Origin of the sequence: Bacillus sp. NMCC4, from assembly GCF_002998555.1 — a bacterium.
Taxonomy (GTDB): Bacteria; Bacillota; Bacilli; order Bacillales; family Bacillaceae; genus Bacillus.
Window position 1 is genome coordinate 187,524 of record NZ_PVRA01000006.1, and the last position, 23,423, is coordinate 210,946.

Annotated in this window: 25 protein-coding genes; 17 read left to right on the forward strand and 8 right to left on the reverse strand. The window is 42.3% G+C overall.

Annotated elements, in window-relative coordinates; genetic code table 11:
- Nucleotides 1–14: 14 nt before the first annotated feature.
- Nucleotides 15–386, reverse strand: coding sequence for a DUF5412 domain-containing protein (locus C6Y02_RS14065; protein ID WP_034663103.1), 372 nt, complete (start codon nucleotides 384–386; stop codon nucleotides 15–17).
- 247 nt (nucleotides 387–633) lie between these two features.
- Between C6Y02_RS14065 and C6Y02_RS14070 the strand changes: the two genes are divergently transcribed.
- On the forward strand, nucleotides 634–1,257 hold the full coding sequence (locus tag C6Y02_RS14070; protein ID WP_034663100.1) for a poly-gamma-glutamate hydrolase family protein: 624 nt from the start codon (nucleotides 634–636) through the stop codon (nucleotides 1,255–1,257).
- Nucleotides 1,258–1,281: 24 nt separating this feature from the next.
- Here the strand turns inward: C6Y02_RS14070 and C6Y02_RS14075 are convergent, their stop codons facing one another.
- Nucleotides 1,282–1,830 (reverse strand): ImmA/IrrE family metallo-endopeptidase, encoded by a 549-nt coding sequence (locus C6Y02_RS14075; protein WP_060596065.1) that lies wholly within the window; start codon nucleotides 1,828–1,830, stop codon nucleotides 1,282–1,284.
- A 310-nt stretch (nucleotides 1,831–2,140) separates the two neighbouring features.
- Here C6Y02_RS14075 and C6Y02_RS14080 point away from each other — a divergent pair, with 310 nt between their 5' ends.
- Nucleotides 2,141–3,040, forward strand: a complete 900-nt coding sequence (locus C6Y02_RS14080; protein WP_060596066.1) for an N-acetylmuramoyl-L-alanine amidase — start codon at nucleotides 2,141–2,143, stop codon at nucleotides 3,038–3,040.
- A 220-nt stretch (nucleotides 3,041–3,260) separates the two neighbouring features.
- On the opposite strand, the gene C6Y02_RS14085 is transcribed toward C6Y02_RS14080, so the two are convergent.
- From C6Y02_RS14085 to C6Y02_RS14105, 5 genes are all read right to left on the reverse strand, one after another.
- A complete protein-coding gene (locus C6Y02_RS14085) occupies nucleotides 3,261–3,437 on the reverse strand; it encodes a type II toxin-antitoxin system SpoIISB family antitoxin (protein WP_080984789.1) in 177 nt (58 codons plus the stop codon).
- A complete protein-coding gene (locus tag C6Y02_RS14090) occupies nucleotides 3,406–4,176 on the reverse strand; it encodes a type II toxin-antitoxin system SpoIISA family toxin (RefSeq protein WP_106031534.1) in 771 nt (256 codons plus the stop codon). Before C6Y02_RS14090 ends, C6Y02_RS14085 begins: the two co-directional genes overlap by 32 nt.
- 146 nt (nucleotides 4,177–4,322) lie before the next feature.
- The gene (locus C6Y02_RS14095) at nucleotides 4,323–5,321 is read right to left on the reverse strand and encodes an inorganic phosphate transporter (RefSeq protein ID WP_034663089.1); all 999 of its coding nucleotides are present in this window, start codon (nucleotides 5,319–5,321) and stop codon (nucleotides 4,323–4,325) included.
- A gap of 15 nt (nucleotides 5,322–5,336) precedes the next feature.
- Nucleotides 5,337–5,954, reverse strand: coding sequence for a DUF47 domain-containing protein (locus C6Y02_RS14100; protein WP_003212390.1), 618 nt, complete (start codon nucleotides 5,952–5,954; stop codon nucleotides 5,337–5,339).
- A gap of 206 nt (nucleotides 5,955–6,160) precedes the next feature.
- Nucleotides 6,161–6,619, reverse strand: a complete 459-nt coding sequence (locus C6Y02_RS14105; protein WP_106031535.1) for an ASCH domain-containing protein — start codon at nucleotides 6,617–6,619, stop codon at nucleotides 6,161–6,163.
- A gap of 227 nt (nucleotides 6,620–6,846) precedes the next feature.
- Between C6Y02_RS14105 and ggt the strand changes: the two genes are divergently transcribed.
- From ggt to C6Y02_RS14175, 14 genes are all read left to right on the forward strand, one after another.
- Nucleotides 6,847–8,598 (forward strand): gamma-glutamyltransferase, encoded by a 1,752-nt coding sequence (gene ggt / locus C6Y02_RS14110; protein ID WP_106031536.1) that lies wholly within the window; start codon nucleotides 6,847–6,849, stop codon nucleotides 8,596–8,598.
- 489 nt (nucleotides 8,599–9,087) lie between these two features.
- A complete protein-coding gene (locus C6Y02_RS14115; protein WP_060596068.1) occupies nucleotides 9,088–9,555 on the forward strand; it encodes a PTS sugar transporter subunit IIA in 468 nt (155 codons plus the stop codon).
- A 54-nt stretch (nucleotides 9,556–9,609) separates the two neighbouring features.
- Nucleotides 9,610–10,983 carry a PTS galactitol transporter subunit IIC gene (locus C6Y02_RS14120; RefSeq protein ID WP_060596069.1) on the forward strand — a complete coding sequence of 458 codons (1,374 nt, stop codon included), beginning with the start codon at nucleotides 9,610–9,612 and terminating at the stop codon, nucleotides 10,981–10,983.
- Between the two features lie 19 nt (nucleotides 10,984–11,002).
- Nucleotides 11,003–11,281 carry a PTS sugar transporter subunit IIB gene (locus C6Y02_RS14125; RefSeq protein WP_003212259.1) on the forward strand — a complete coding sequence of 93 codons (279 nt, stop codon included), beginning with the start codon at nucleotides 11,003–11,005 and terminating at the stop codon, nucleotides 11,279–11,281.
- Between the two features lie 61 nt (nucleotides 11,282–11,342).
- Nucleotides 11,343–11,789 carry a hypothetical protein gene (locus tag C6Y02_RS14130; RefSeq protein WP_106031537.1) on the forward strand — a complete coding sequence of 149 codons (447 nt, stop codon included), beginning with the start codon at nucleotides 11,343–11,345 and terminating at the stop codon, nucleotides 11,787–11,789.
- Nucleotides 11,786–12,817 carry an alcohol dehydrogenase catalytic domain-containing protein gene (locus C6Y02_RS14135; RefSeq protein ID WP_106031538.1) on the forward strand — a complete coding sequence of 344 codons (1,032 nt, stop codon included), beginning with the start codon at nucleotides 11,786–11,788 and terminating at the stop codon, nucleotides 12,815–12,817. Before C6Y02_RS14130 ends, C6Y02_RS14135 begins: the two co-directional genes overlap by 4 nt.
- Nucleotides 12,818–12,997: 180 nt before the next feature.
- Nucleotides 12,998–13,981, forward strand: coding sequence for a thiamine pyrophosphate-dependent dehydrogenase E1 component subunit alpha (locus C6Y02_RS14140; protein ID WP_066031003.1), 984 nt, complete (start codon nucleotides 12,998–13,000; stop codon nucleotides 13,979–13,981).
- A 31-nt stretch (nucleotides 13,982–14,012) separates the two neighbouring features.
- Nucleotides 14,013–14,993: an alpha-ketoacid dehydrogenase subunit beta gene (locus tag C6Y02_RS14145; protein WP_034620051.1), complete on the forward strand. Its 981-nt coding sequence runs from the start codon at nucleotides 14,013–14,015 to the stop codon at nucleotides 14,991–14,993.
- A gap of 17 nt (nucleotides 14,994–15,010) precedes the next feature.
- Nucleotides 15,011–16,333 carry a dihydrolipoamide acetyltransferase family protein gene (locus tag C6Y02_RS14150; protein ID WP_106031539.1) on the forward strand — a complete coding sequence of 441 codons (1,323 nt, stop codon included), beginning with the start codon at nucleotides 15,011–15,013 and terminating at the stop codon, nucleotides 16,331–16,333.
- 12 nt (nucleotides 16,334–16,345) lie between these two features.
- A complete protein-coding gene (gene lpdA, locus C6Y02_RS14155) occupies nucleotides 16,346–17,728 on the forward strand; it encodes a dihydrolipoyl dehydrogenase (protein ID WP_066031002.1) in 1,383 nt (460 codons plus the stop codon).
- Between the two features lie 25 nt (nucleotides 17,729–17,753).
- A complete protein-coding gene (locus C6Y02_RS14160) occupies nucleotides 17,754–18,455 on the forward strand; it encodes an SDR family NAD(P)-dependent oxidoreductase (protein ID WP_223256578.1) in 702 nt (233 codons plus the stop codon).
- Complete coding sequence (locus tag C6Y02_RS14165; RefSeq protein WP_106031541.1) at nucleotides 18,433–19,218, forward strand: SDR family NAD(P)-dependent oxidoreductase; 786 nt, start codon at nucleotides 18,433–18,435, stop codon at nucleotides 19,216–19,218. The genes C6Y02_RS14160 and C6Y02_RS14165 overlap by 23 nt, the downstream gene beginning before the upstream one ends.
- A 93-nt stretch (nucleotides 19,219–19,311) precedes the next feature.
- Nucleotides 19,312–20,268 carry a sugar-binding transcriptional regulator gene (locus tag C6Y02_RS14170; protein ID WP_034663059.1) on the forward strand — a complete coding sequence of 319 codons (957 nt, stop codon included), beginning with the start codon at nucleotides 19,312–19,314 and terminating at the stop codon, nucleotides 20,266–20,268.
- A 63-nt stretch (nucleotides 20,269–20,331) separates the two neighbouring features.
- On the forward strand, nucleotides 20,332–20,661 hold the full coding sequence (locus C6Y02_RS14175) for a hypothetical protein (RefSeq protein WP_008358910.1): 330 nt from the start codon (nucleotides 20,332–20,334) through the stop codon (nucleotides 20,659–20,661).
- Nucleotides 20,662–20,672: 11 nt separating this feature from the next.
- Here C6Y02_RS14175 and C6Y02_RS14180 read toward each other — a convergent pair whose 3' ends face one another.
- Nucleotides 20,673–21,998, reverse strand: coding sequence for an APC family permease (locus C6Y02_RS14180; protein WP_106031542.1), 1,326 nt, complete (start codon nucleotides 21,996–21,998; stop codon nucleotides 20,673–20,675).
- Nucleotides 21,999–22,316: 318 nt separating this feature from the next.
- On the opposite strand from C6Y02_RS14180, the gene C6Y02_RS14185 reads away from it, so the two are divergent.
- Nucleotides 22,317–23,273, forward strand: a complete 957-nt coding sequence (locus C6Y02_RS14185) for a ring-cleaving dioxygenase (RefSeq protein WP_066031000.1) — start codon at nucleotides 22,317–22,319, stop codon at nucleotides 23,271–23,273.
- Nucleotides 23,274–23,423 lie beyond the last annotated feature (150 nt).

Here is a 23,423-nt window from a genome sequence, read left to right on the forward strand (position 1 = left end):
GTCTTTTTGATGCGCTATTTTCTCTTGTTCTGATCAAAGCGATAATCATACGTGTCGCCCTTCACCACATTTAAAAACTCATGTCCAATTTGAACAAGCTGTCCGTTTTTCCATTTGATGAGAGGGTCTTTGTCAGGGTATTTCCAGTAAATCGTCTTCTTACGGTGGGTCAGTTTGTTTTCAATTTCTGCTCTAACTGCGTTTTCCTTTAGCTTTCCTCCGCTATGCTGATAGGTGTTGATGATGTACATTCCGTCAGGTGATGACATCGAGCGGATGAATGTTCCGTGAGACACGCCTTGAAGAGAGAAGCATTTCCAATAAATAATGCCAGCGAAGCTAAGGAGTAAGATGATAAGGATGAGGGTGGTTTTCTTTTTTAACATGAAAAATTCCTCCAGATGTAGATCACAATATTTCTAATTTATGAGAGAGAATACAAAAAGATTCATATAGTCCAAAAGTTCTATTCGTTTCAATTATCGGTCATTTTTTCTCAAAATTCAACAGAAAGCCGTAAATGTAAGGAAAATTTAAGGAAGAATTCAAGTGGTGTATTTGATTCGAAACCTCTTTACAAAAGAATAAGGGATCAGTAGACTTATGCTCATATAGAGAAATGGGGCAGATGACATGAGACAAATCATCGATACGTATCAAAGTTATGAAGAGCTTTCCGCTCATGAAAGAATAGGAATTGATTATCGAATTCTTCACGAGCGGAAAGGTGACCAGCTTCTGGTTTTGTCGCCTCATGCCGGAGGAATTGAATCCGGCGTGAGTGAGCTCATTCATGAAATATCTAGTGATTATTCTATGTATTTATTTGAAGGCCTTAAAGTAAAAGGCAATCATGTTCTTCATATTACAAGTACACGTTTTGATGAGCCGGTTTGCCTTTCACAGGTGCATACCCATCATTATACGTTTGCACTCCATGGTTACGGAGAAACAGAGGTGCTTCAAACGTTAGTGGGAGGTACGGACAGAGAAAGAGCGGCAGAAACTGTGAAACGTTTAACGCTAAATGGCTTTCACGCATTGCTTCTATCTGAATCTGATCGTTTTTCTGGAACACATCCTGATAATATTAATAACCAATGTCTGACGGGAAAAAGTGTACAACTTGAAATTAGTCAGGCGCAAAGAAGAGCATTTTTTCAAGACTTTAGGCGTCGCTACCGGCGTGATACACAAACTGAACAATTTTATCGGTACACAAATGTACTCAAACAAGTATTAGCCCTTTATGAATAAACTATTATCGTTTTATGTGATGATTTACGTTTGATAAACAGCTTCTTTTTCTGCGACCTTTTCTGCTTTCATTAAATAAGACGTAAACTCCTGTTGAAAGCGAATGCCTGCTTTTCGCTGTTCGAATAAGGCAAGCCGCTTTTCAGCAAAAGCTCTGGTGACGTGAAACGTTTGAGCAATATGCAAAATGGCTTGCTGCCGAAGGGTTGGAAGCTTCATTTGCAGCAGCATAAAGGTTGGAACACAAAAGTGATACATGAATTGTTTTGCCTGAAACTCCTGCAGTTCTCGAAAAAGTTTGTTCATTTTGAAATGATTGCCTGTATGCTTTAGCACATGACAAAGCTCGTGGGCAAAATCCTGCCATTGTTCTTCAGGTGATAGGGATCTGTTTAATATAATACTGTAAAGACCTTGATGTTGGATCATCATGCTGCCAGTCTCCTCGTAGTGGACCCATACATGAAATTCAGAAGCGATCCTTTGCATCTCTCTATAAGCGGGACCGCTTATTTGTAATTGAGCATATAACCGCTTAATATCTTCTTCTAAATGGGTTAAAAAACCAGTCATTTAAAAAACCTCCATACAAACGTATGTTCTATTTTTGGCGTAAAAGAAAAGCCCATATAGGACTAAATAGCTAATTGAGCTATTACTTACTTTTTATATCGGCTTATTTTTAACAATTTTAACATAAATTCAAGGAAAAATGGAAGTAATTCCTGTTTTTTTCTGTATTTTTGCACTTTCCACTACTAAAAAGAGTGATTGAATTCAAATTTTACCATAGTCTTCTCATGAAAACAAACAAGTATTGTCTTACGAACGCCACCGATTGATGAGAAAGATCAATTCAATCTAGCAAAAGGGAGTGCAGAACATGGTACAAATTTATCAAGATTTTATTCCAGTTGGAAACGGAAACCGCCCAGGATATGCGATGACACCAGAGTATGTGACGGTGCATAACACAGCAAACACGTCAAAGGGAGCGGATGCGAAAAGTCATGCGGCCTATGTAAAACGCCCAGCGACAGAGGTGAGCTGGCATTTTACAGTGGATGATCATGAAATCTTTCAGCATCTGCCGTTAAATGAAAATGGCTGGCATGCAGGGGATGGACATGGGAATGGTAACCGGAAGTCGATCGGAATTGAAATTTGTGAGAATGAAGATGGAAATTTTCAGCAAGCGGTCAAACATGCACAATGGCTTATTCAAAAGCTATTAAAAGAACATCACATTCCGCTAGCAAACGTGGTCACACATCAGTACTGGTCTGGAAAAGCATGTCCACGCCAGCTTCTTTCTACATGGGATGAATTTAAAAAAGGGATTGAAACGGCAGAAGATCCGGAGCCGGTCATCACGTATGTCGTGAAAAGCGGAGATACGTTAACGAGTATTGCGAAAGCTCATGGGGTCACAGTTCAAGATTTACAGAAGTGGAATGACATTAGTGATCCGAATAAGATTCAAATTGGACAGGTTCTCAAAATTTATCGTAACGATGCAAAGAGCACGTATGAGCTGCCAGATGGGGTTTTAAAGGTGACGTCTCCATTGACAAAGGGAGAGCACGTACGCCTCGTCCAACAGGCGCTTGCTGCTGTTTATTTTTATCCTGATAAAGCAGCTGCAAATAAAGGAATAGACGGAGTTTACGGAGAAAAAACGGCGAACGCCGTAGCGCGTTTTCAGCTGGTAAATGGTCTGACAAGTGATGGGGTATACGGACCTAAAACGAAGGAAAAACTTCTGAAGCTGTTAAGTAAGTGAGTGTTTCTGTTTGTATGATTGGATGACTGCTTCACTTTGCTCATTTAATCGACGCATATAAGGCGACGACTTATATTCAGCAAACTGAACATATCTCAATTGTTTGATTTTCTTTTTCATTTATTGGCACCTCAATCGTTGCAACGTATAGATTATTGTATGCAAGTCTATGTAAAAATGGAAGCAGGACGCGGATTTTGTTCCGCGTCCTTTAGTGTAATCAAGCCCTTTTATTTTTATACTCATCCAATAGCTGTTCATTCTTTTTAAAAATACGCTCTGTATGGGGACTTACCTTGTAATCCGCCATACTGATATGTTGCTTTTTCTTTAAAATCTTAAAAGGGTTTTTCTTGCGATTGTTGTTATCCCCTTGAAGTGCGTGGTCCATCTTCATCACCTTCCTCTTCGTCAGGCAAGATTAGGTCATAAATTGTTGTAAGTGACGTCATTAATAAATAGTCGAACTCAGTGACAATGTCATCAGAGGTAAGCTTAATGACGAAGTGATCATCTGCTACAGAAAACGGGATGAGCACCAATTTGCCGAAATCATCGTAATAGACTTCCTGCCTGTCAAGCTTCGCCTGAATAAGAGCTCGCTGGTCAAGTGTCCGCAGCAGGTCATCTTTTTGTTCCTGCGTATCGTATGGACAAAGAACCGCTTGAATATTCATCTTGTCGGCAAAAGAATAAATGAGCCGTTCAATTCCCTCTATATATGCCTCTACACTTCCATAATATACATGGATCGGTTCGTTTTTCAATAGGTATTGGTACGTTTTTAGTTTGTTGAGATAAGAATGAAGTAGATCGTTATTTTGTTCTAGGAGTTGGTGGGTGTCGATTTCTAGTTCGTGATTTCCGAGTTTTTTAATATAGGAGCTGAGAAAGATGAATGCATCGGTTAATGCAAAAAAAACAGCAATAATCAAGTAGTGCATCCAATCGGTGAAGATTGAAGAAGGGTCATTTGTCCAGTACACAACAGCACCAGCTACATAAATCCAATACCACGTTTTTCGAATGGCAAACATCTTTTCTTTTACTTTTTGTTCAAAACGCCATACGGCAAATACATATACAGCAAGGGCACCTAGCAATAACCACACGGTCAATTGAAAAAATAATAGCATGTTCTTCTCTCCCATAGACAGATGGATACTTATTTATTTCTATGGATATGATTGGAAACCCTGCTTCATGAAAAAATGCCTTGTAGGAACAAGGTGTTGAAGTGTGCGGGCAAATAAAAAAAGACCTGTCTGACAGGTCTTTGATATTAGATAATCGCATTTAACACAAAGTATATAAGAGCCCCTAGAGTTCCTGAAATCGGTAATGTGATCACCCAAGTGACAAGCATGCGTTTTGCCGTACCCCAGTTTACTCCTTTTACTCTGTGTGCAGAACCTACACCTAGAATAGAAGATGAGATCACGTGAGTGGTACTAACAGGTAAGTGAATAAATGTCGCACCGAAGATAATCGCTGCACCCGTTAAATCGGCAGATACTCCGTTTACTGGACGAATTTTCATAATTTTACCGCCGACTGTTTTAATAATCTTCCAGCCGCCAATAGAAGTACCTAGTCCCATTGCAAGCGCACAAGAGAATTGTACCCAGAAAGGAATGTCGTCTGTTGTATGCAAATTACCTGCAATTAAAGCCATCGTAATAATTCCCATCGCTTTTTGCGCATCGTTTGTTCCGTGGGTATACGATTGCAGTGCAGCAGTTAAAATTTGAACACGTCGGAATTGTTTATTTGTTTTTGCGAGATTGTTGTTTCTGAATACAAATTTGATAATGGTATACACGATATATCCCAATACGAAAGCTAGGATAGGTGAAAGCAATAGTGCTTGAATGATTTTAATGAATCCCGAATAGTTTAAAGCGCCAAAACCAGCAGAGGCAATAACAGCTCCTGCGATTGATCCGATCAGTGCATGTGAAGAACTACTCGGAATCCCGTAATACCAAGTAAGCAAGTTCCAAGTAATGGCCGCAATTAAAGCAGCCAAAATGACAACAGAACCGTTTTGAAGTGTAAAAGGATCTGCGATGTCTTTTGTGATGGACTTTGCCACACCTGTAAATGTCATTGCTCCTAAGAAGTTCATGAACGCTGCCATAATAATAGCATGTCTAGGCTTTAACGCCTTTGTTGAAACCGAAGTGGCAATGGCATTTGCTGTATCGTGAAATCCGTTGATGAAATCAAAAGCAAGTGCACAAATGACAATAAATATGGTAAGGATGAGTAATGTGTCCATGTTTAACTAACCCCGTTACGCATTCTTCATAATGATTGTTTCTAGATTGTTGGCAACACTTTGACAGGAATCAGCGATTTCTTCAAGTGTTTCGTAAATTTCTTTGTATTGAATGACCTTGATTGGATCAGTTTCTTTTCCAAACAAGTTCTTTAGTGATTTACGATAAAGATTGTCACAATTATGCTCGATCTCTTTGATTTTGATTGCGTGTGGTTGAATATCTTTTAAGCGATTTTCAGCCAGTAAATCGATTGTAATTAAAATTTCCTTTGCACATTCTCTGATGTAGTGGCTGAATTTGTCGATATGTTCGTCAGAGCTTGTCATTGAATAAATTTCCATTGTCGCTGAAAAATGCTCAATTCCATCTAAAACATCGTCGAGGCTATTCGTCAATTGAAGAATGTCTTCACGTTCAATCGGTGTAATAAAGGCTTTGTTCAGCTCTTTAATCATAGTATGAACATGATTATCACCTTTTGTCTCATATTCCTTCAATGTGTCAGAAAATTCTTTCAGAGTGGTTTGATTTGTTACTTTATAGCTAACAAAATACTCAGCAGTTTCATCTAAATTTTTAGCAATTTCCGTTAACAAGACGGAAAACTTGTCTTTTTTCCTTTTTAACATGTAAAAACCCTCCATTGTATAAATGAGACAATGCACACATCAAATAATTATATATTCTTTTGTCGAAAAAAAACAGGTGTAGTCGAAAATTTCTTCACTTTTTCTATTTGATCTTATTCTGACCTAAAGATGTGTTCTCAACACACCTTTTTCAGAAAGGAGAAAAGAAATGAAAAAAGCGGTCCATTTTTGGCGCCGCTTAAAGCTTAAGAAGCTGAATAAATAAGTTTAAATCGCTCGCAAACAAGGAGCATGTCTTCTTTGAATTCTAATCCGTACGGTTTGAGTGCTTCTGTAAAAAATTCTTGATGGGCTCTGTACCAATAGTTATATGAAAGATCGCCTTCACCTTCTGCTTGTGCAAATGATTCTGGAACCTCATTCATTGGCATGACATCTACATGCGTGATCTCTATGATGGCTTTTGGTTCGTCATGGCTGTCCAAAATGACCGCATATTGTCCTGCCTTTGGAAGCGGCTCCTGTTCCTTTTCGTAAAAAAGGTGTCCAGAACAAGTCGCTGTTTTTTTCCCTTGCAGAACAAGGTCAAGCAATTGATCTGGGTCTGCTCCAAATGCCCAAGCGGAAACAGACGCGTCAATTGGTGCACTTTCTGATTTTTCTTCCCAATATGTTTCCCAAAATAAGGTGCTTTTCTGATTCATCATTCTTCCCCCTTTGTGATGTGTTTATTATACCGTGAAATCAAATACATGGAAGTATAGTGTCTTTATCCCTACTGAGTAAGTATGTCATATGTTTTGAAAATCCGCTTTATATTTGATGAATATAGGATGATAGAATGAAAAATTTAGAAATTTTAGAATAATCTATTGTATTCTGGTCAAGAAGTCGGTAAGGTCAAAGTAAGAATATGGAAGGGGTGTTGTGTATGAAACGCATTTCTCTAACTATTTTGTCCATATGTCTGTTGGTTTTCTCGTTTTTTCTGCCTGTCAGTCAGGTCACTGCAAACGAAACTCATGGGAATAAAGTAGCTGTTGGGAAGGATGGCATGGTGGCTACTGCCCATCCGCTCGCATCAGAAGTGGGTGCAGATGTATTAAAGAAAGGTGGAAACGCTGTTGACGCTGCTGTTGCCATCCAGTACGCACTGAATGTGACAGAGCCAATGATGTCTGGAATTGGCGGCGGAGGATTTATGATGGTTTATGATGGGAAGACTAAAGAAACATCCATCATCAATAGTCGAGAAAGAGCACCACAAGGCGCAACACCAGACATGTTTTTAACAGATGAGGGGGAAGTCATCCCGTTCGCTGAGCGATCCACACACGGTAATGCTGTTGGTGTTCCAGGGACTGTAAAAGGTCTTGAGGCGGCATTAGATAAGTGGGGGACCCGCTCGATGAAGGAATTGATTAAGCCTTCCATTCAGCTTGCAGAGGATGGATTTGAAATCGATTCTGTCCTGGCAAAAGCCATTGATGATCATCAAGGAAAATTGAAAAAAACGGCCGCAGCGTCAATCTTTCTTCCAGATGATCAGCCGCTCAAAGAAGGGGACCTCCTAGTTCAGCCAGGTCTTGCAAAAACATTTAAGCTCATTGCGAAAAAAGGAAGCAAAGCATTTTATGAAGGAAAAGTAGCAAAGGCACTTGCAAATACAGTCCAAGATTTTGGCGGAACGATGACAACTGATGACATTGATCGTTATGAGGTCAAGACTGACAAGCCTATCTGGGGAGACTATAAAGGATATCAGCTTGCAAGTATGCCTCCACCAAGCTCAGGCGGGGTGTTTATGCTGCAAATGCTCAAAATACTTGATCACTTTAACCTATCTCAATATGACCCCAAATCATTCGAAAAATATCAGCTGCTTGCTGAAACGATGCATCTCTCCTATGCTGACCGTGCTGCATATGCCGGCGACCCCGAATTCGTAGATGTTCCACTAAAAGGACTATTAGACGATGATTACATTTCAGAAAGAGCCTCTCTTATTGAATTAGATCAAATGAATCGTAACCCGAAAGAAGGAGATCCATGGGCGTATGAGGATGAAAAAACCCCATCCCCTATTGTCCCGCAGCCAGAAGATAAAACCATTGGTGAGACCACACATTTTACTGTTGCCGATCAGTGGGGAAATGTTGTGTCATTCACAACAACCATTGAACAGTTATTTGGTACAGGGATTCTCGTCCCGGAATATGGATTTTTCTTAAACAATGAACTAACAGATTTTGATGCAAGACCTGGCGGAGCAAATGAAGTTCAGCCGAATAAACGTCCATTATCCAGTATGACACCGACCATCATATTCAAAGATAACGAGCCTGTCATGACAGTAGGTTCACCGGGAGGAACGACCATCATTGCTTCTGTTTCACAAACCATATTGAATTTGCTTGAATATGACATGGAGCTTCAGGATGCAGTTGAAGAACCAAGGATTTATACAAACAGCCCAACTTCTTATCGTTATGAAGTAGGTGTCCCTCTCGATGTGAGAACAAAGCTTAATGATATGGGGCATCGTTTTGGCAACTCGCCTATTGATATAGGAAATGTTCAAGCTCTACTCATTGATCGAAAAGCAGGAACCTTTACTGGAGTGGCTGACTCCTCGAGAAACGGGACTGCTGTTGGCGTCAATTTAAAGCTCTCTGCCCAATAAGAACATTTCCCGGGAAAAGAAGCGCCTCTTATGGCGTTTCTTTTTTGTCTAAATATAAGGAAAACAGTAGAAAACTGAGAATAGTTTGAATCATACATAGCTGATCAGACAACCGAAGGCTCTTGGCCATTTGAAGTACAGGACTGTGATGTATTTCAATGGCTAAGGGCCTTTTTTGCGTATGAATGACAAGGTTGTTGCTGACATCAAAGAGCAAGTACATGAGCTTTTAGAGAGAGGAAGTCACATTTAATAAGAAGTAGAGCATAGTTGAAGAAAGATGCAAAAAAGACTGCATCTTTTTTTATAAAATTTTTCCTAGGACATTGACTTATAATTTAGAATATTATAATATCTTTACAAAGGTAACAACATTGAACATTTTTCGGTAATTATATTTGTAAGCGCTTTATAAAAGGTTCTATTCCAAAATGTTCTTTCTTTTTGTTACATGTGTTCATATTTATGCCAAATGAAAGGGGTGGTTGTTTGAACAACTTGTTTGAGTTAGATGAACAGCTGATCAAGCTGCAGTACGATGCATCTTCGAGAGAGGAGGTGACCACATATTTAGCGGAGCGATTAGAAGCGGGAGGATATATTAAGTCGAGCTTTTTACCAGCGGTACTTGAAAGAGAAAAAACATATCCTACGGGCCTTCCACTTGCGACCTTTGGGGTAGCGATTCCACATACAGATCCTGAGCATGTGAACAAACCTGCGATTAGTGTAGCCACTTTAAAGGAACCTGTTATCTTTCACAAGATGGGGAGCCCTGATGAAACTGTGCTAGCCAAAATTGTGTTCGTCCTAGCAATCTCTGAACCTAGTAAGCAGCTCGTGATGTTAGAGAAGCTCATGACACTTTTTAGAAAAGAAGAGGTGATGACGAGGCTGTCTCACATGACATCGTATGAAGAAGCGGTTGCCGTGCTTGAGCAAGAATTAAACCAATAGCCTTTCACAAAAATAATGTAAGCGCTTTATTTGAGAAATCCAGGAGGTGGATGTATGATCAAGCAAGTTGTCGATTTTATATTAGACCTTGGGCCAACTATTATGCTTCCGATTATTATGACGATTTTCGGTATGATTTTAAGGCAAGGCTTTAAGAAATCCTTCCGAGCCGGTATTACGATCGGAATTGGATTTGTCGGCGTCAACCTTGTCATTAATTTGCTTGTGAGCGGCCTTGGGCCAGCAGCAAAAGCCATGGTTAATTCCCTTGGGCTAAAGCTCGATATTTTGGATGTTGGATGGCCGATTGGAGCTGCTATATCCTTTGGTACACCCGTTGCCCCTTTGATGATTCCTCTTGTGCTTTTGTTAAATGTCATCTTATTGTCCGTTAACTTTACGAAAACGCTGAATGTGGATATTTGGAACTTCTGGCATTTGATTTTCGCAGCCTCCGTGACTTACTACGCTTATCATAATATGTTCTTGGCCCTTGCTGTTGGTTTAATCGTCTCTGCTATCACGCTTAAATTAGCCGATTGGACGGCACCGACAATCGAACACCATTTTGGATTAAAAGGCGTATCGATGGCTCATGCTGAAACGGTCAACTTCGCGCCGCTTATGTATGCGTCCAACCGTATCATTGACAAGATCCCTGGCTTAAACAAAATTCATGCTGATCCAGAAACATTGAAGAAACGTTTTGGCATTTTTGGCGAACCGCTTGTGATGGGTCTCATACTTGGTATCATTATTGGTCTTCTAGGCGGCTATGATGCGAAAGGCGTCATGACGCTTGGTATTCAAATGGCAGCAGTTCTTGTACTAATGCCAAGAATGGTTGCGTTATTAATGGAAGGTCTTATTCCAATCTCTGAGGGCGCTCGTTCTTATATTCAAAAGCGTTTCCCTGGGAAAAATGTCTATATTGGTTTAGATACAGCGATTGTGATTGGTCATCCGGCGAATATGGCGGTAGCCCTTCTCATGGTGCCGATTACGATTTTACTTGCTGTCGTTCTGCCTTACAATGGCATGCTCCCGTTTGCAGACTTATCGGTTCTTCCATTTACAGTTGTTTGGGCAGTAGCAGCCGCTCGTGGAAATATTATTCGCGGTCTTATTAACAGCATTTTTACATTGATGATTGTCTTCTTTATCGCAACGAATCTCGCACCGCTTGCGACAACAATGGGGAAAGCAGTCGGCTTTGATTTCCCAGAAGGGGCCAACATGATTTCAGGTATTGACCTTGGTTCCCACGTCATTCCTTGGATCATGGTGAGACTTCTTGATCCGAGCAACCCGTACTTTATTGCAGCCATCATCTGTGCTCTGGCTTATGCGCTTCTATGGTACTGGGTGCGAAATGATATTAAAAAGCAGTATGCGAAAGAAATGGGCTTAGATCAGAAAGAACAATAAACGAGCTGGAGGGATTCTCATGGCAAAGAAAATATTGGTTTCATGCGGAACGGCAGTTGCCACATCGACGGTTGTTGCAAAGAAGGTCGAAGAGACGTTAAAGGAAAAAGGCTATGATGTCGTGGTGGAACAGTGTAAGGCATCTGAAGTCCCGCAAAAAGCGGAGGGCGCCGATTTAATCGTGACGACCACGCCAGTGAGTGACACAAAAGGAACGCCTGTGATTCAAACATTATCCTTTTTAACCGGATTTGGCATTGAAGATGATATTGAAAAAATCATAGATCATATTAAGTAAGCACTCATTCCATTGAGGAGCTTTCGCGGCTCCTTCCATTTACCTGAAAGGAGGACGTCTCATGCAGCATCATGCTTATAGCCGAACGTCTGCAGTGTTGTCCATTTTTCTTCCAGCCGTGCTCATCTGTCTGCTTTTCCTCTGGTCTCTTTATACGTTAATGTCAGCAGGACCTGAGCCGTTAGCTGTGTTAGGCGTTTATACGCTGCCTATCCTCATGCTTTCTAGTATTACTGGACTGAACCAGCCGACAAACGTCATCATTAGTGAAGATAAGCTGAAAATCGGAGCTTTTGGCAGATGGCACACATATGCGGTCTCTGATATTAAAGGAAAGCTTTTTATCAAGCCATATCCTCATATCGGGAAAGTCTATGTCAGGGTGGGCCCATCGCGCATATTCGGAGGACGTTACTGGATATCCAGTGAGATGAGTGAGTACAAGCAGCTTGTGCAAACGTTGCAGGATTTTGCGAAGGGTGATGAAAAGGAGGATGCAGCTACATGAAATCAGCTGTCTTTTATTCTTCAGAGAACATTCGGTATGAGGAGCGGAACCGGCCTGCGATTGGTGATGATGAAGTGCTATTAAGAATGCGTGCCTGCGGCTTATGCGGCACGGATATTTACAAGGCAACACATGAGACGGTACCCTCTGGAACGGTGCTAGGGCACGAAATCGCTGGTGATATTGTTGAAACCGGAAAGCATGTGACAAATATCCGAACGGGAGACAGGGTTTATGTTGCGCACCATGTGCCTTGCTTTACCTGTGACTTTTGTCAAAAGGGATTTTATACAATGTGTCCGCAGTTTGCGGCCACTAATGTAGAGCCGGGCGGGTTTTCAGAGTATATCCGCGTACCTGCATTGCATGTCAAGCACACAATGGGCAAGCTCCCGAAGGACGTCTCATATGAGCAAGGGGCAATGGTGGAGCCAGTCGCCTGCTGTCTCCACGGGTTTGAACGAGCACCTGTTCATCCAGGAGATTCTGTGCTGATCCTTGGAGCAGGGCAAATTGGCTGTATCCAACTACAGCTCGCCAAACATTACTTGGCTGGAAAAGTGATGATAACGGATGTGAATGAGAACCGGCTGCTGCAAGCGAGAAATTTAGGTGCAGATGTTGCTTTTCATCCAGCCTCTGAGCCGGTGGAAGACCGGGTCATGAGAGAAACAAATGGAAAGGGAGCAGACCTCGTCATGATATCTGTTGGGAGCAGTGCACTTTTAAAAGAAGCGTTTCAAGCGGTAGCGAGAGGTGGAACGATTTTAGTGTTTGCTCATTTTCCAAAGGGAGACGTCTCCATTCCGGCTGATCGGTTTTTCCATGATGAAGTGAAAGTCGTAGGAGCCTATTCCTCGCATCCTTATCACTATCGTGAAGCCCTTGAGCTTCTAAGGGCAAAAGTAGTCAACACAGAAAATATGGTGACGCACCGTTATCCGTTAAGTCAGCTGCTTCAAGCGATAGAATGTGCAAGGCACCCTGAAGGAGAAAGTGTCAAAATCATGATGTATCCAGATGAATGAGAACATGGGAGATTGGAAGAGAAAGAGAAGTTCTTTAGAAAAGGGCTTGCCTTTCTCTTTTTTCTGACAAAAAATGAAAACGCTTAAAAATGAAAGAGAATTGCTTGACTTCAATGATACTTAAACGTATGATAATTACAAATGTAACATATAAGAACAAATGTAAAGGGGAGAGAAGAAATGCAAAAACAAATCACTTTGCCTGAACAGATTAGTCATGAGAGATTAGCAGATTTATATAAACAAATGTGGTTAGTGAGATATTTTGATGAAAAGGTCGATCAATTCTTTGCCAAAGGACTTATCCATGGAACCACTCACTTATGTGTCGGACAGGAAGCGTCAGCTGTTGGATCGATTGCCGTATTAAAGAATGAAGATAAGATCGTCAGCACACACCGTGGACATGGTCACTGTATTGCAAAAGGTGCAGAGGTCAATAAAATGATGGCAGAACTATTCGGACGTGAGACTGGCTATTGCAAAGGAAAAGGCGGCTCGATGCATATTGCTGATTTAGAAAAAGGGAACCTTGGCGCAAATGGAATCGTTGGCGGCGGTATCCCGCTGGCAACAGGCGCGGCACTTACATCTAAAATGAAACAGGAAGGCTTTGTTGTTCTTTGTTTCTTCGGAGATGGTGCCACAAATGAAGGCAGCTTTCACGAAGCGCTAAATCTTGCATCCATTTGGGATCTGCCTGTTGTGTTCATTTGTGAAAACAACCAGTACGGCATGTCTGGCCCTGTAAAAGAAATGATCAACATTGAAGACATTTCAACAAGAGCAGAAAGCTACGGAATACCAGGAAAATCGATTGATGGAAATGACATGGTCGAGATTATGAACACAGTAGATGAAGCAGTCAGACGCGCAAGAGCTGGAGAAGGTCCATCACTTATTGAAATGAAAACGTATCGCTGGAAGGGTCACTCTAAGAGTGATGCGAAAAAATACCGTACACGTGAAGAAGAAACAGAGTGGAGACAAAAAGACGGAATCAAACGCTTTAAGTCTCTCTTGATTGAACTGAATGTTTTGACAGAAGAGCAGGCAGCGGTTTTACAGGAAGAAGCGAAACAGGAAATTGAAGCGTCTGTTGAATTCGCCAAAAACAGTAAAGAACCGTCAATCGATACACTATTAGAGGATGTATACGCCTAATTAGGAGGGGAATCACGTGACAAAAACAACAGTGAGAGAGATTTCATATTTAGAAGCCGTTCGAGAGGCTATGAGTCAGGAAATGAGAGAGAACCAAGATGTATTCATTTTAGGTGAGGATATCGGCGTATATGGCGGCGCTTTTGGGGTCACGCGCGGCATGATTGAAGAATTCGGTCCAGAGCGTGTACGTAATACACCGATCTCAGAGGCAGCCATCGCAGGAGGCGCAGTCGGAGCGGCTTTGACCGGTATGCGTCCGATTTTAGAACTTCAATTCTCTGACTTTATTACAATCGCGATGGATCAGCTTGTAAACCAAGCGGCCAAAACACGATACATGTTTGGCGGAAAAGGAAAAGTGCCGCTCGTTGTGAGAACACCAGCAGGATCAGGGACGGGTGCCGCAGCGCAGCATTCACAAAGCTTAGAAGCGTGGATGGCTCATATTCCGGGACTAAAGGTGGTTCAGCCTTCAACAGCTTATGATGCCAAAGGACTTTTAAAAGCAGCAATGGATGATGACAACCCTGTCATTTTCTACGAGCATAAGCTTTTATATAAAACAATCGGCGAAGTGCCTGAAGAGCCTTATTCGATTCCTTTAGGGAAAGCTGATGTGAAAAGAAGCGGGAAGGACGTCACGATTGTAGCAACAGCGATTATGGTACACAAAGCGTTAGAAGCGGCGAAGGAACTAGAAGCAGAGGGAATCGATGTTGAAATCATTGATCCAAGAACACTCGTCCCATTAGATGAAGAAACCATAATCGAATCTGTGAAGAAAACAGGTAAATGTATCGTGGTTCATGAGGCGGTCAAACGAGGCGGCTACGGCGGAGAGATTGCAAGTATGATAGCGGAAAGTGAAGCGTTTGACTACTTAGATGCGCCGATTAAACGACTTGGCGGTCTTGCAGTCCCAATACCATACAACCCGACACTGGAAAAAGCGGTCATTCCACAAGTACCAGATATTATTGAAGCAGCAAAAGAGCTTGTACGCTCTTAAATAAAGGGGAGAAGATCATGCCAAAAGAGATATTTATGCCGAAGTTAAGCAGTACGATGGAGATCGGAACCTTGCTTCAATGGTTTAAAGAAGAAGGAGATTCGGTTGAAATCGGTGAGCCTCTTTTTGAAATTATGACAGACAAGATCAACATCGAGGTGGAAGCCTATGATGACGGCATTTTTCTAAAGAAATACTACGAAGCTGATGATCAAATTCCAGTTAATGCTGTTATTGGATATATCGGAGAGGCAAATGAACAGGTACCAAGCGAGCCGCCAGCACAGGCAGATGAAGATTCCTCAGAAAGCAGCGAATCGTCTTCACCAGACACAGCTTCATCCAGTTCTACTGAAGCCCCAAAAACATCTGATGAAAAAGTACGTGCCACGCCCGCAGCGAGAAAAACGGCAAAGGATCATCATGTGGCGATTCAAGAGGTATCTGGCACAGGGCCAAAAGGCAGAGTCCAAAAGCGGGACGTCGAGGCAGTCGTTCATTCTAGCGAGAAAGACCAGCGCGTCTCACCGCTTGCAGAAAAAGTCGCTGCTCGTGAAGGAATCGATTTAGCAGCAGTTTCTGGATCTGGCGCTCATGGCAAAATCATGAAGAGTGATGTAAAAGCAGCAGCACAAACAGCAGAGGCTTCGCCTGTGAAAACACAAAAACTAGCTGGGATGAGAAAAGTGATTGCTGATCGCATGTCACAAAGTGCCTTTACAGCACCGCACGTCACATTAACAAGTGAAATTGATATGACGAAAGCAAAAGAAGTGCGTCAGCAGCTACTACCAGCGATTGAAAAAGAGACAGGCTACCGATTGTCGTTTACAGAAATCATCATTCATGCGGTCAGCCATGTACTCACGCGCCACCCGCATATCAATATGACATTTGAACAAAATGAGCTCCATTTCCGTGAAGATGTACACATTGGTCTCGCTGTTGCGGTGAAAGACGGCTTGATGGTACCAGTCATTTCTCATGCGAATCAAAAAGGATTAAAACAACTGACAAAAGAAGCGAAAGAAATTGGCCGAAACGCACGTGATCAAAAACTGCTGCCAGACCAGCTGAAAGGGTCCACTTTTACGATTAGTAACTTAGGCATGTATGCCATTGATACTTTTACCCCGATTATTAATCAGCCAGAAGTGGCAATTTTAGGTGTAGGACGCATTCAAGATAAACCTGTTGTGGTAGATGGAGAGATTCAGGTGCGGCCAATGATGGGTGTCAGTTTATCGTTTGATCACCGAGTCGTAGATGGCGCACCAGCGGCTGCCTTTTTAACAGACCTTAAAAAAGTGCTTGAACAACCATTTGAATTGCTAATGTAGGAGATGAATCGGATGACGAAAACGTATGATCTGACAGTCATTGGCGGAGGACCTGGCGGGTATACTGCCGCCCTTCAAGCAGCTGAGCGCGGACGGAAGGTTGCTTTGATTGAAGAGGATTTTTTAGGCGGTACTTGTTTAAATCGAGGCTGTATCCCTTCAAAGACCCTGCTGAAACATGCAGAAGTGATTGAATCCATTGAAAAGGCGAAAAGCTGGGGAATCGAAACAGGTGACATGATCCTTTCCTTCGATAAAATGAGAAAGCGCAAAGATGACGTCATTGAAAAGCTCAGAGGCGGAATCGCCTTTTTATTAAAGCAAGGAAAGATTGATGTGTATAATGGCAGAGGCACAGCTGTGACAAAGCATCGGATTGAGATTGAAAAACAAGGTGGATCACAATCGATTGAAACGAAAGAACTGATCATTGCCACCGGATCTACACCGGCCATTCCGCCAATACCGGGGCTTAGAGACATTCAATTTGATACAAGTGATACGATCTTTGACATCTCAGATATCCCAGCTTCTGTCGTCATCATTGGCGGAGGTGTCATTGGGCTTGAGCTTGCTTGTATTTTCCAGAGTCTTCAATCAAAAGTCACCATTATTGAAGCAGCACCGTCCATTATTCCGCAAGAGGATGAAGAAGCATCTAAGCTGCTAGAAAGAGAATTGAAGAAAAAGAGCATCCATATCGCGAAGAAAACCACTGTGACAGAGGTAACGGAAAGCGAAGGAGTCAAAGCGGTTCATGCAACAGATGATAAAGGGGAGACACACATCTTTACGGCGGAAAGACTGCTTGTCTGCGTTGGAAGAAGACCGAATGTATCAGCTGTTAGCCAGCTTGATCTTCAACTGGATGGTCCGTTTATCAAGGTGAATGATCAGATGCAGACAAGTGCTGAGGGTGTATATGCAGTTGGGGATGTCGCTGGCGGCTATCAGCTGGCTCATGCGGCGATGGCAGAGGCAGCCGTTGCAGTCAGCAATATTTGTGGTGAGCATGAAAAAATGAATGCTGATATTATGCCTAGATGTATTTATACATTACCAGAGGTAGCAAGTGTCGGTCTTACGGAGAAAGAGGCAAAAGCCAAAGGGCTTCACGTACAAACAGAACGATTTGATTTAGCGGCTAGCGGTAAAGCGCTAGCGGCAGGTGTTCAATCAGGCTTTATTAAATTGGTGTACGATACAGTATATGGTGAAGTAATCGGCGCGACGATGGTTGGTCCGCACGTCACAGAGATGATTTCAGAAGCTTCCTCCTTTATGTATTTAGAAGGAACAGCAGAAGAGATGGCGAAAATGATTCATCCGCATCCGACCATCTCAGAAGGTTTTTATGAAGCAGCTCTTGATATCGTGAGTAAGCTGAGAAAATAAATGCCAAACAAGGGATAGGGAGGAGATGCATGTGCACGTCCAGCTTCATCAGAAAGCGGCACTTGTGACAGGTAGCACAGATGGATTTGGAGAAGCCATCTGCCTGGCTTTAGCCCGGGCAGGTGCACATGTTTTTTTACACACATTTTATGATGAATCAAAGGCTAGATCCATTTATGAAGACATTCAAAAAATGGGCGGTCAGGCGAGTATCATCATGAACCCGCTAGAAACACCGCGTGATGCCACGCGTATGCTGAGGCAAGTGATCGATACATGCGGGAAACTAGATATTTTGGTCAATCAAGCAGCGCAAGGAGCGGAAGCGGAGCTTGATGCCGCTCACCCTGATAAATGGGTGGACGAAGTGGAATCAGCTGTGAATACTGTCTTTCTTTCCAGTCAAGCCGCCGTATGGCACATGGTGGACCAGAAGCAAGGCTGTATTATTAATATATCGTCATCAGGCAGTATTACAGGTGATGGCGGGATCTCACATGCTACATCGAATTCTATGCTGAATGCCATGACAAAAGGGCTGGCGCGAGAATTTAAAGACAAAGGTATCCGTGTGCTCGCCCTATTGCCGCCTCCTCTCCATTTGGTTTCTGACACAGAGCAAATCAAGGAGACTGTGGCCCATATGACGGTCTTTTTAAGTACATCATATGGCGCATTTACAGATGGTGCAGCGATTATGCTTGATGGGGGTGAGAGTGCTGGATAATGATCAAAAACCAGTTCTCATCGTTGGCGGTGCCCAAGGGATTGGAAAGGAAATTGCCGAGCGTTTTTTAAAAGAAGGATACAGAGTGGCTGTGTCCGATATAGATGAACAAGGACTTTCACTTTTAAAAAAACAGCACTCTGAGCTGCTGACATTTCAAGCTGACGTTTCATCGTGGGAAAGTGTTCAGCAGATGATCTCAGCAGCTGAAAGGGAGCTAGGCGGCATTGCTCATCTTGTGTATTCAGCAGGGATGACAAAATCACTTCCTTTTTTAGAAGTCGATTTTTCACTTTGGAAAAAGACACTGGCTGTGAACTTGTATGGTCTTTATTATTGCATCAAAGCGTCAGCACCTTATATATGTGAGCGGCAAGAAGGAAGCATTGTCATGATTGGATCAGGATCTGCTATAACTGGCTCAGGCGGCGGAATTCAGTATTACGCCTCAAAAGCAGGTGCTTTTGGCCTGATGCGTTCGCTTGTAAAGGAATTAGGGGCACACCATGTGCGTATCAATGTGATTGCACCCCGTGTGATTGAATCTCAAATGCTTGATACGCTCTATCCTACTGAGGAGGAGAAAAAGCAGCTGCAATCGCTTATACCTGTTGGGAGATTAGGAAGACCTGAGGATATCGCAGGACTCACTTTATTTCTCACAAGTGACGAGGGAAGCTATTTGCACGGACAAATTATCCTGCTAGACGGCGGGAGAACGTATCAGCCAAAATATACGGAGGGAAAAAGAGCGAAGAGGTAATCGCTCTTTTTGTCATTTTCGTAACAATTGTTCCAATTAGAAACGAATGTTTGGTATACTGGGAATCATAGTATATTAAAAGGATGATGTCACATGCTGAATTGGGAAGAAAGACGACAGCTCGTCAAAGTTGCTCATCTTTATTATACAGACGGGTGGACGCAGCAGGAAATCGCAAAAAAGCTCAATGTCTCAAGACCAGTCATTTCAAAGCTCTTACAAAAAGCAAAAGATGTGGGAATCGTTGAGGTGTACATTAAGGACGAAAGTATTCATACGGTGGAGCTGGAAAAGCAGCTAGAAACAACATTTCAATTAACAGATGCTGTCGTTGTCCCAAGTGTCGGGACAATGTCTGAGATGGTGAAACGGGCAGTCGGTCAAGCAGGTGCCTATTATCTATCTAAAAACATGAAAGATGCGGAGAAAATCGGCATTTCATGGGGAACCACACTGGCTGAGCTTGTAAAGGAATACCCGTTTGAGCGAAGAAACGATGTGAAGGTCATTCCATTAGAGGGCGGAATGGGCAGGCAGGCAGTCGACATTCATGCCAATCAGCTGGCATATGAGCTGGCAAAGAAAATGAATGGCACGTGTTCCTATTTATATGCCCCGGCGATTTTAGAAACAGAAGAATTAAAAGAGCGGCTTATGGCAATGCAGGATATAGAAGCTGTGCTTGAAGAAGGTAGAAATGTAGATATTGCCCTCATCGGTATTGGCAACCCGCATAAAGGTTCAACGTTAAAAACAGTTGGTTACTTAAAAGAAGAGGATTTATCTGGTTTAAGGCAATCAGGGGCTGTTGGTGATATTGGCTTTCGTTTCTTTGACGGTCAAGGCAAACCTGTCCAAGATGAACTGAACCAAAAGGTCATTGGTTTATCACTGGAGCAGTTAAAAAGTGTCAAAACGGTCATCGCTGTTGTAGAAGGAACCCATAAAGCTGAAAGTATTTTAGGGGCTTTAAATGGCGGCTTTATTCAAGTGCTGGTGACAGACGAACTAACGGCGGCAGCCATTTTAAAGGAAGCTTCCGTCCAATAAACGGCTGATAGCAATCGAATTGTATAAAAAGAGCAACATCAAACGAGAAAGGAGCTGTGTATCTTGAAGAAAACCGAAATGGAAGCAAACCTACATTGTACTCGGTGCCAAGAAGAGACCCTCCACAGCATCGTTTATGTGAATGATCAGATGAAAAGCGTTGAGTGTACAGAGTGTCATCAGAAGATCAGTGTGCAAGTCGACATCATGAAGGAATTTTACAAAGAAGTATACGAAAAAATTGCGACAAAGCCGAAGCGGATGACGCAGGAATATAAGGCGAATTTGAATGGATTTATCTCAAGACTCCCAATCCGCGTGCTTAGTAAGCCATACCGGCTCATGAGATATTTAAACGAATCATACAAAGTGATCAAGCAATATAAAAAATAGCAGAGCGCTGTTTAGCGCTCTGCTTTTTTTTGTGCTTTTTTCATATAATAATAAATAGGCAGTCCAGCAATCCCGATCAGCATGGAGATTAGACAGCTTTTCCAGTCGGTGATCATGGTGCTGATTAAGACGAATAAAGAACCGATAATTGCAACGATCGGTGTGAGCGGGTAAAGTGGTACGCTATAAGCACGCTCCATTCCGCTATTTTGTTTTCTCAGCTTAAAGACTGCGAAAAAGGCCATGACATAAAAGATGTAGATCATGAAGATCGAAACCTCTGACAGCTTTTCTGGATTACTGACGATCATAAACACAATGGCGATCAAAATTTGCACAAATACAGCAATCCAAGGTGTTTTGAAGGTAGGGTGAATACGCGAAATCGCGTTTGCGAAAGGAATTTGCTTTCGTTCAGCCATCGCGAAAATCACACGTGGGAATGAAAGAACCTTTCCGTTCAAACAGCCAAAGATACTAATGATGATTCCGATACTAATGATCTTACCGCCCATTGGTCCAAAGAGCATTGTCGCAGCAGTACTTGTCGCATTTTCACCTAGCTGGACGATTTGATCTGCTGGTAACACGTGCAAAAGAGCGACATTAATAAAGAGATAACAAGCCGTGACGATTAAAATCCCGCCTGCCATTGCACGAGGAAGCAGCTTCTCTGGGTTTTTCATTTCACCGCCAAGTGCTGCAAGCAATATCCAGCCATCATAGGCAAACAACGTAGCCAAAATCGCTGCACCGAAGTTCATTTGAGCGATACTATCGTTGACAGCCATAAAGATATTTTCGTTTCCTTTCCATAAGCCAAACACAATAATAGCGGCAATCGGGACAAGCTTTCCGATGGTGGTCAGCCCTTGTACAAAACCACCGTATTTCGTTCCCATAATATTGATCAAACATAAAAATAAAACAGTGATAATGCCAATTGTTGTCGACCATAAAGAAGAAAGAGAAAATAAATTGGCTAATAATGAACCAAAATAAAGACCGAGCGCTCCAATGATGGCAGGTCCGTAAATGATAATCTGCACCCAGCCGCATAAGTAGCCCCAAAACTCACCGTACACTTCTTCAAGATAAGCGTACAATCCGCCAGTCCGAGGGATTTGTGTGCCAATTTCAGCAACAGTCAGTCCGCCTGCAAGGGTTAAAATTCCACCTAGCAGCCAAGCAAATAAGGCGATGTCTGAGCTTCCTGAATAGGAAAGGACGTTGCCTGGCTTCATAAAGACGCCGGACCCGATAATGGTCCCGATGACAAGAGATAGGGCAAAAAATAAGCCGATGTCCTGTTTTAACGCTGGTTGTTCTTTGTTCATTACACACGACCTCCTGCATCACTTTCGTACGTTACTGTGACATGTATTTTGTTCATTGTAATACGATTTTAGGAAAACAAGAATTAAAAAAATTTTCTGATTTTCGCATTTGTATTTAAAAGTGTTCGTTTATTGGAGATATCAGGATGAACGTTGCTTTAAAAACGAACGATAAAAGATTATTTTTGATTTAATGTTAATTTTATCGTCAGAAACCGAACTTCTAGCCAAATGGTTGACTTTTCTTGAAAAATGACCTATTTTATTCATAAGGGTATTATCTTGAATTCGAGATATTTTGAAATAGGAGTGAACGTAATGAAAATCAATGGGATTCACCACGTATCTGCATTAACAGCCAATGCTCAAAAAAATGTTGATTTCTACCGCCAGATTCTTGGCTTAAAACTTGTAAAGAAAACTGTCAATCAGGATGACCCATCTATGTATCATTTGTTTTATGGAGATGAGGTTGCTTCACCGGGTACGGAGCTCACCTTCTTTGAAATTCCAATGCTTGCCCGTCGTTTGAAAGGAACAAACGCCATCACAAGCACAGGCCTTCTCGTTTCTTCTGAAGAAGCACTTTCATTTTGGGAAAAGCGGTTTGATGAGACAGGTGTGCAGCAAGAAACGGCTTCCTTGAGAGGCGGAAGACCTGCCTTGCGTTTTCAAGATCCAGAAGGGCAGCAGCTATTTTTAACAGTAGAACCGAACGCACAAGAAGCGGGCTCACCGCCAGTGCATGACGATATTCCGGCAGAGTTTGCAATTAGAGGCTTGGGTCCAGTTGAATTAACCGTTGCAGAAGCGGACAAAACGATCCGTGTTTTAACAGACATCCTTGGCTTCACTGAAAGAGCGCGTGAACAATCAAATGATGGTGAGATCGTGACCATTTTTGAGTCAGGAAATGGCGGTGCTGGAACAGAAATTCATGTGATCGAAAAAGCTGAAGGACCTTCTGAGCGTTCCGGCAGAGGAAGTGTGCATCACGTAGCTTTTCGCGTGGAAGATGCAGAGGAGCTGGAAAAATGGTATGACAAAATATCAAAAGCAGGCTTCACGAACTCTGGTGTTGTGGAACGTTTCTACTTTAAAGCCCTTTACTTTAGAGAGCCGAATGGTATCTTATTTGAAATTTCAACAGACGGCCCTGGGTTTACAGTCGATGAAGGGGTAGATGAGCTTGGTGATCAATTAGCCCTTCCGCCATTTCTAGAGCACAAACGAGCAGAAATAGAACAAAGATTAACGCCAATTCAGTCATCATAAAAAAGCAGCTCATTCATGAGCTGCTCAGATTGTAGAGAAACTCATGTTTTTCTACAATCTTTTTTATTTTCATCGTAATTATGATGGATGGGATTTAATGAAAAAGGCCTCCCACACACCTAGCCTAGCTTCGCTAGGTGTGTGGCAATC

Bases quoted from the DNA above. Each gene is read 5' to 3' on its own strand.
- lpdA (WP_066031002.1), top strand. From the start codon at position 16,346: ATGACGAAAACGTATGATCTGACAGTCATTGGCGGAGGACCTGGCGGG.
- C6Y02_RS14135 (WP_106031538.1), top strand. From the start codon at position 11,786: ATGAAATCAGCTGTCTTTTATTCTTCAGAGAACATTCGGTATGAGGAG.
- C6Y02_RS14130 (WP_106031537.1), top strand. From the start codon at position 11,343: ATGCAGCATCATGCTTATAGCCGAACGTCTGCAGTGTTGTCCATTTTT.
- C6Y02_RS14070 (WP_034663100.1), top strand. From the start codon at position 634: ATGAGACAAATCATCGATACGTATCAAAGTTATGAAGAGCTTTCCGCT.
- C6Y02_RS14100 (WP_003212390.1), bottom strand. From the start codon at position 5,954: ATGTTAAAAAGGAAAAAAGACAAGTTTTCCGTCTTGTTAACGGAAATT.
- C6Y02_RS14170 (WP_034663059.1), top strand. From the start codon at position 19,312: ATGCTGAATTGGGAAGAAAGACGACAGCTCGTCAAAGTTGCTCATCTT.
- C6Y02_RS14095 (WP_034663089.1), bottom strand. From the start codon at position 5,321: ATGGACACATTACTCATCCTTACCATATTTATTGTCATTTGTGCACTT.
- C6Y02_RS14090 (WP_106031534.1), bottom strand. From the start codon at position 4,176: ATGCTATTATTTTTTCAATTGACCGTGTGGTTATTGCTAGGTGCCCTT.
- C6Y02_RS14180 (WP_106031542.1), bottom strand. From the start codon at position 21,998: ATGAACAAAGAACAACCAGCGTTAAAACAGGACATCGGCTTATTTTTT.
- C6Y02_RS14075 (WP_060596065.1), bottom strand. From the start codon at position 1,830: ATGACTGGTTTTTTAACCCATTTAGAAGAAGATATTAAGCGGTTATAT.
- C6Y02_RS14140 (WP_066031003.1), top strand. From the start codon at position 12,998: ATGCAAAAACAAATCACTTTGCCTGAACAGATTAGTCATGAGAGATTA.
- C6Y02_RS14150 (WP_106031539.1), top strand. From the start codon at position 15,011: ATGCCAAAAGAGATATTTATGCCGAAGTTAAGCAGTACGATGGAGATC.
- C6Y02_RS14125 (WP_003212259.1), top strand. From the start codon at position 11,003: ATGGCAAAGAAAATATTGGTTTCATGCGGAACGGCAGTTGCCACATCG.
- C6Y02_RS14185 (WP_066031000.1), top strand. From the start codon at position 22,317: ATGAAAATCAATGGGATTCACCACGTATCTGCATTAACAGCCAATGCT.
- C6Y02_RS14105 (WP_106031535.1), bottom strand. From the start codon at position 6,619: ATGAATCAGAAAAGCACCTTATTTTGGGAAACATATTGGGAAGAAAAA.
- C6Y02_RS14085 (WP_080984789.1), bottom strand. From the start codon at position 3,437: ATGAAGATGGACCACGCACTTCAAGGGGATAACAACAATCGCAAGAAA.
- C6Y02_RS14120 (WP_060596069.1), top strand. From the start codon at position 9,610: ATGATCAAGCAAGTTGTCGATTTTATATTAGACCTTGGGCCAACTATT.
- C6Y02_RS14065 (WP_034663103.1), bottom strand. From the start codon at position 386: ATGTTAAAAAAGAAAACCACCCTCATCCTTATCATCTTACTCCTTAGC.
- C6Y02_RS14165 (WP_106031541.1), top strand. From the start codon at position 18,433: ATGGGGGTGAGAGTGCTGGATAATGATCAAAAACCAGTTCTCATCGTT.
- ggt (WP_106031536.1), top strand. From the start codon at position 6,847: ATGAAACGCATTTCTCTAACTATTTTGTCCATATGTCTGTTGGTTTTC.
- C6Y02_RS14080 (WP_060596066.1), top strand. From the start codon at position 2,141: ATGGTACAAATTTATCAAGATTTTATTCCAGTTGGAAACGGAAACCGC.
- C6Y02_RS14160 (WP_223256578.1), top strand. From the start codon at position 17,754: ATGCATGTGCACGTCCAGCTTCATCAGAAAGCGGCACTTGTGACAGGT.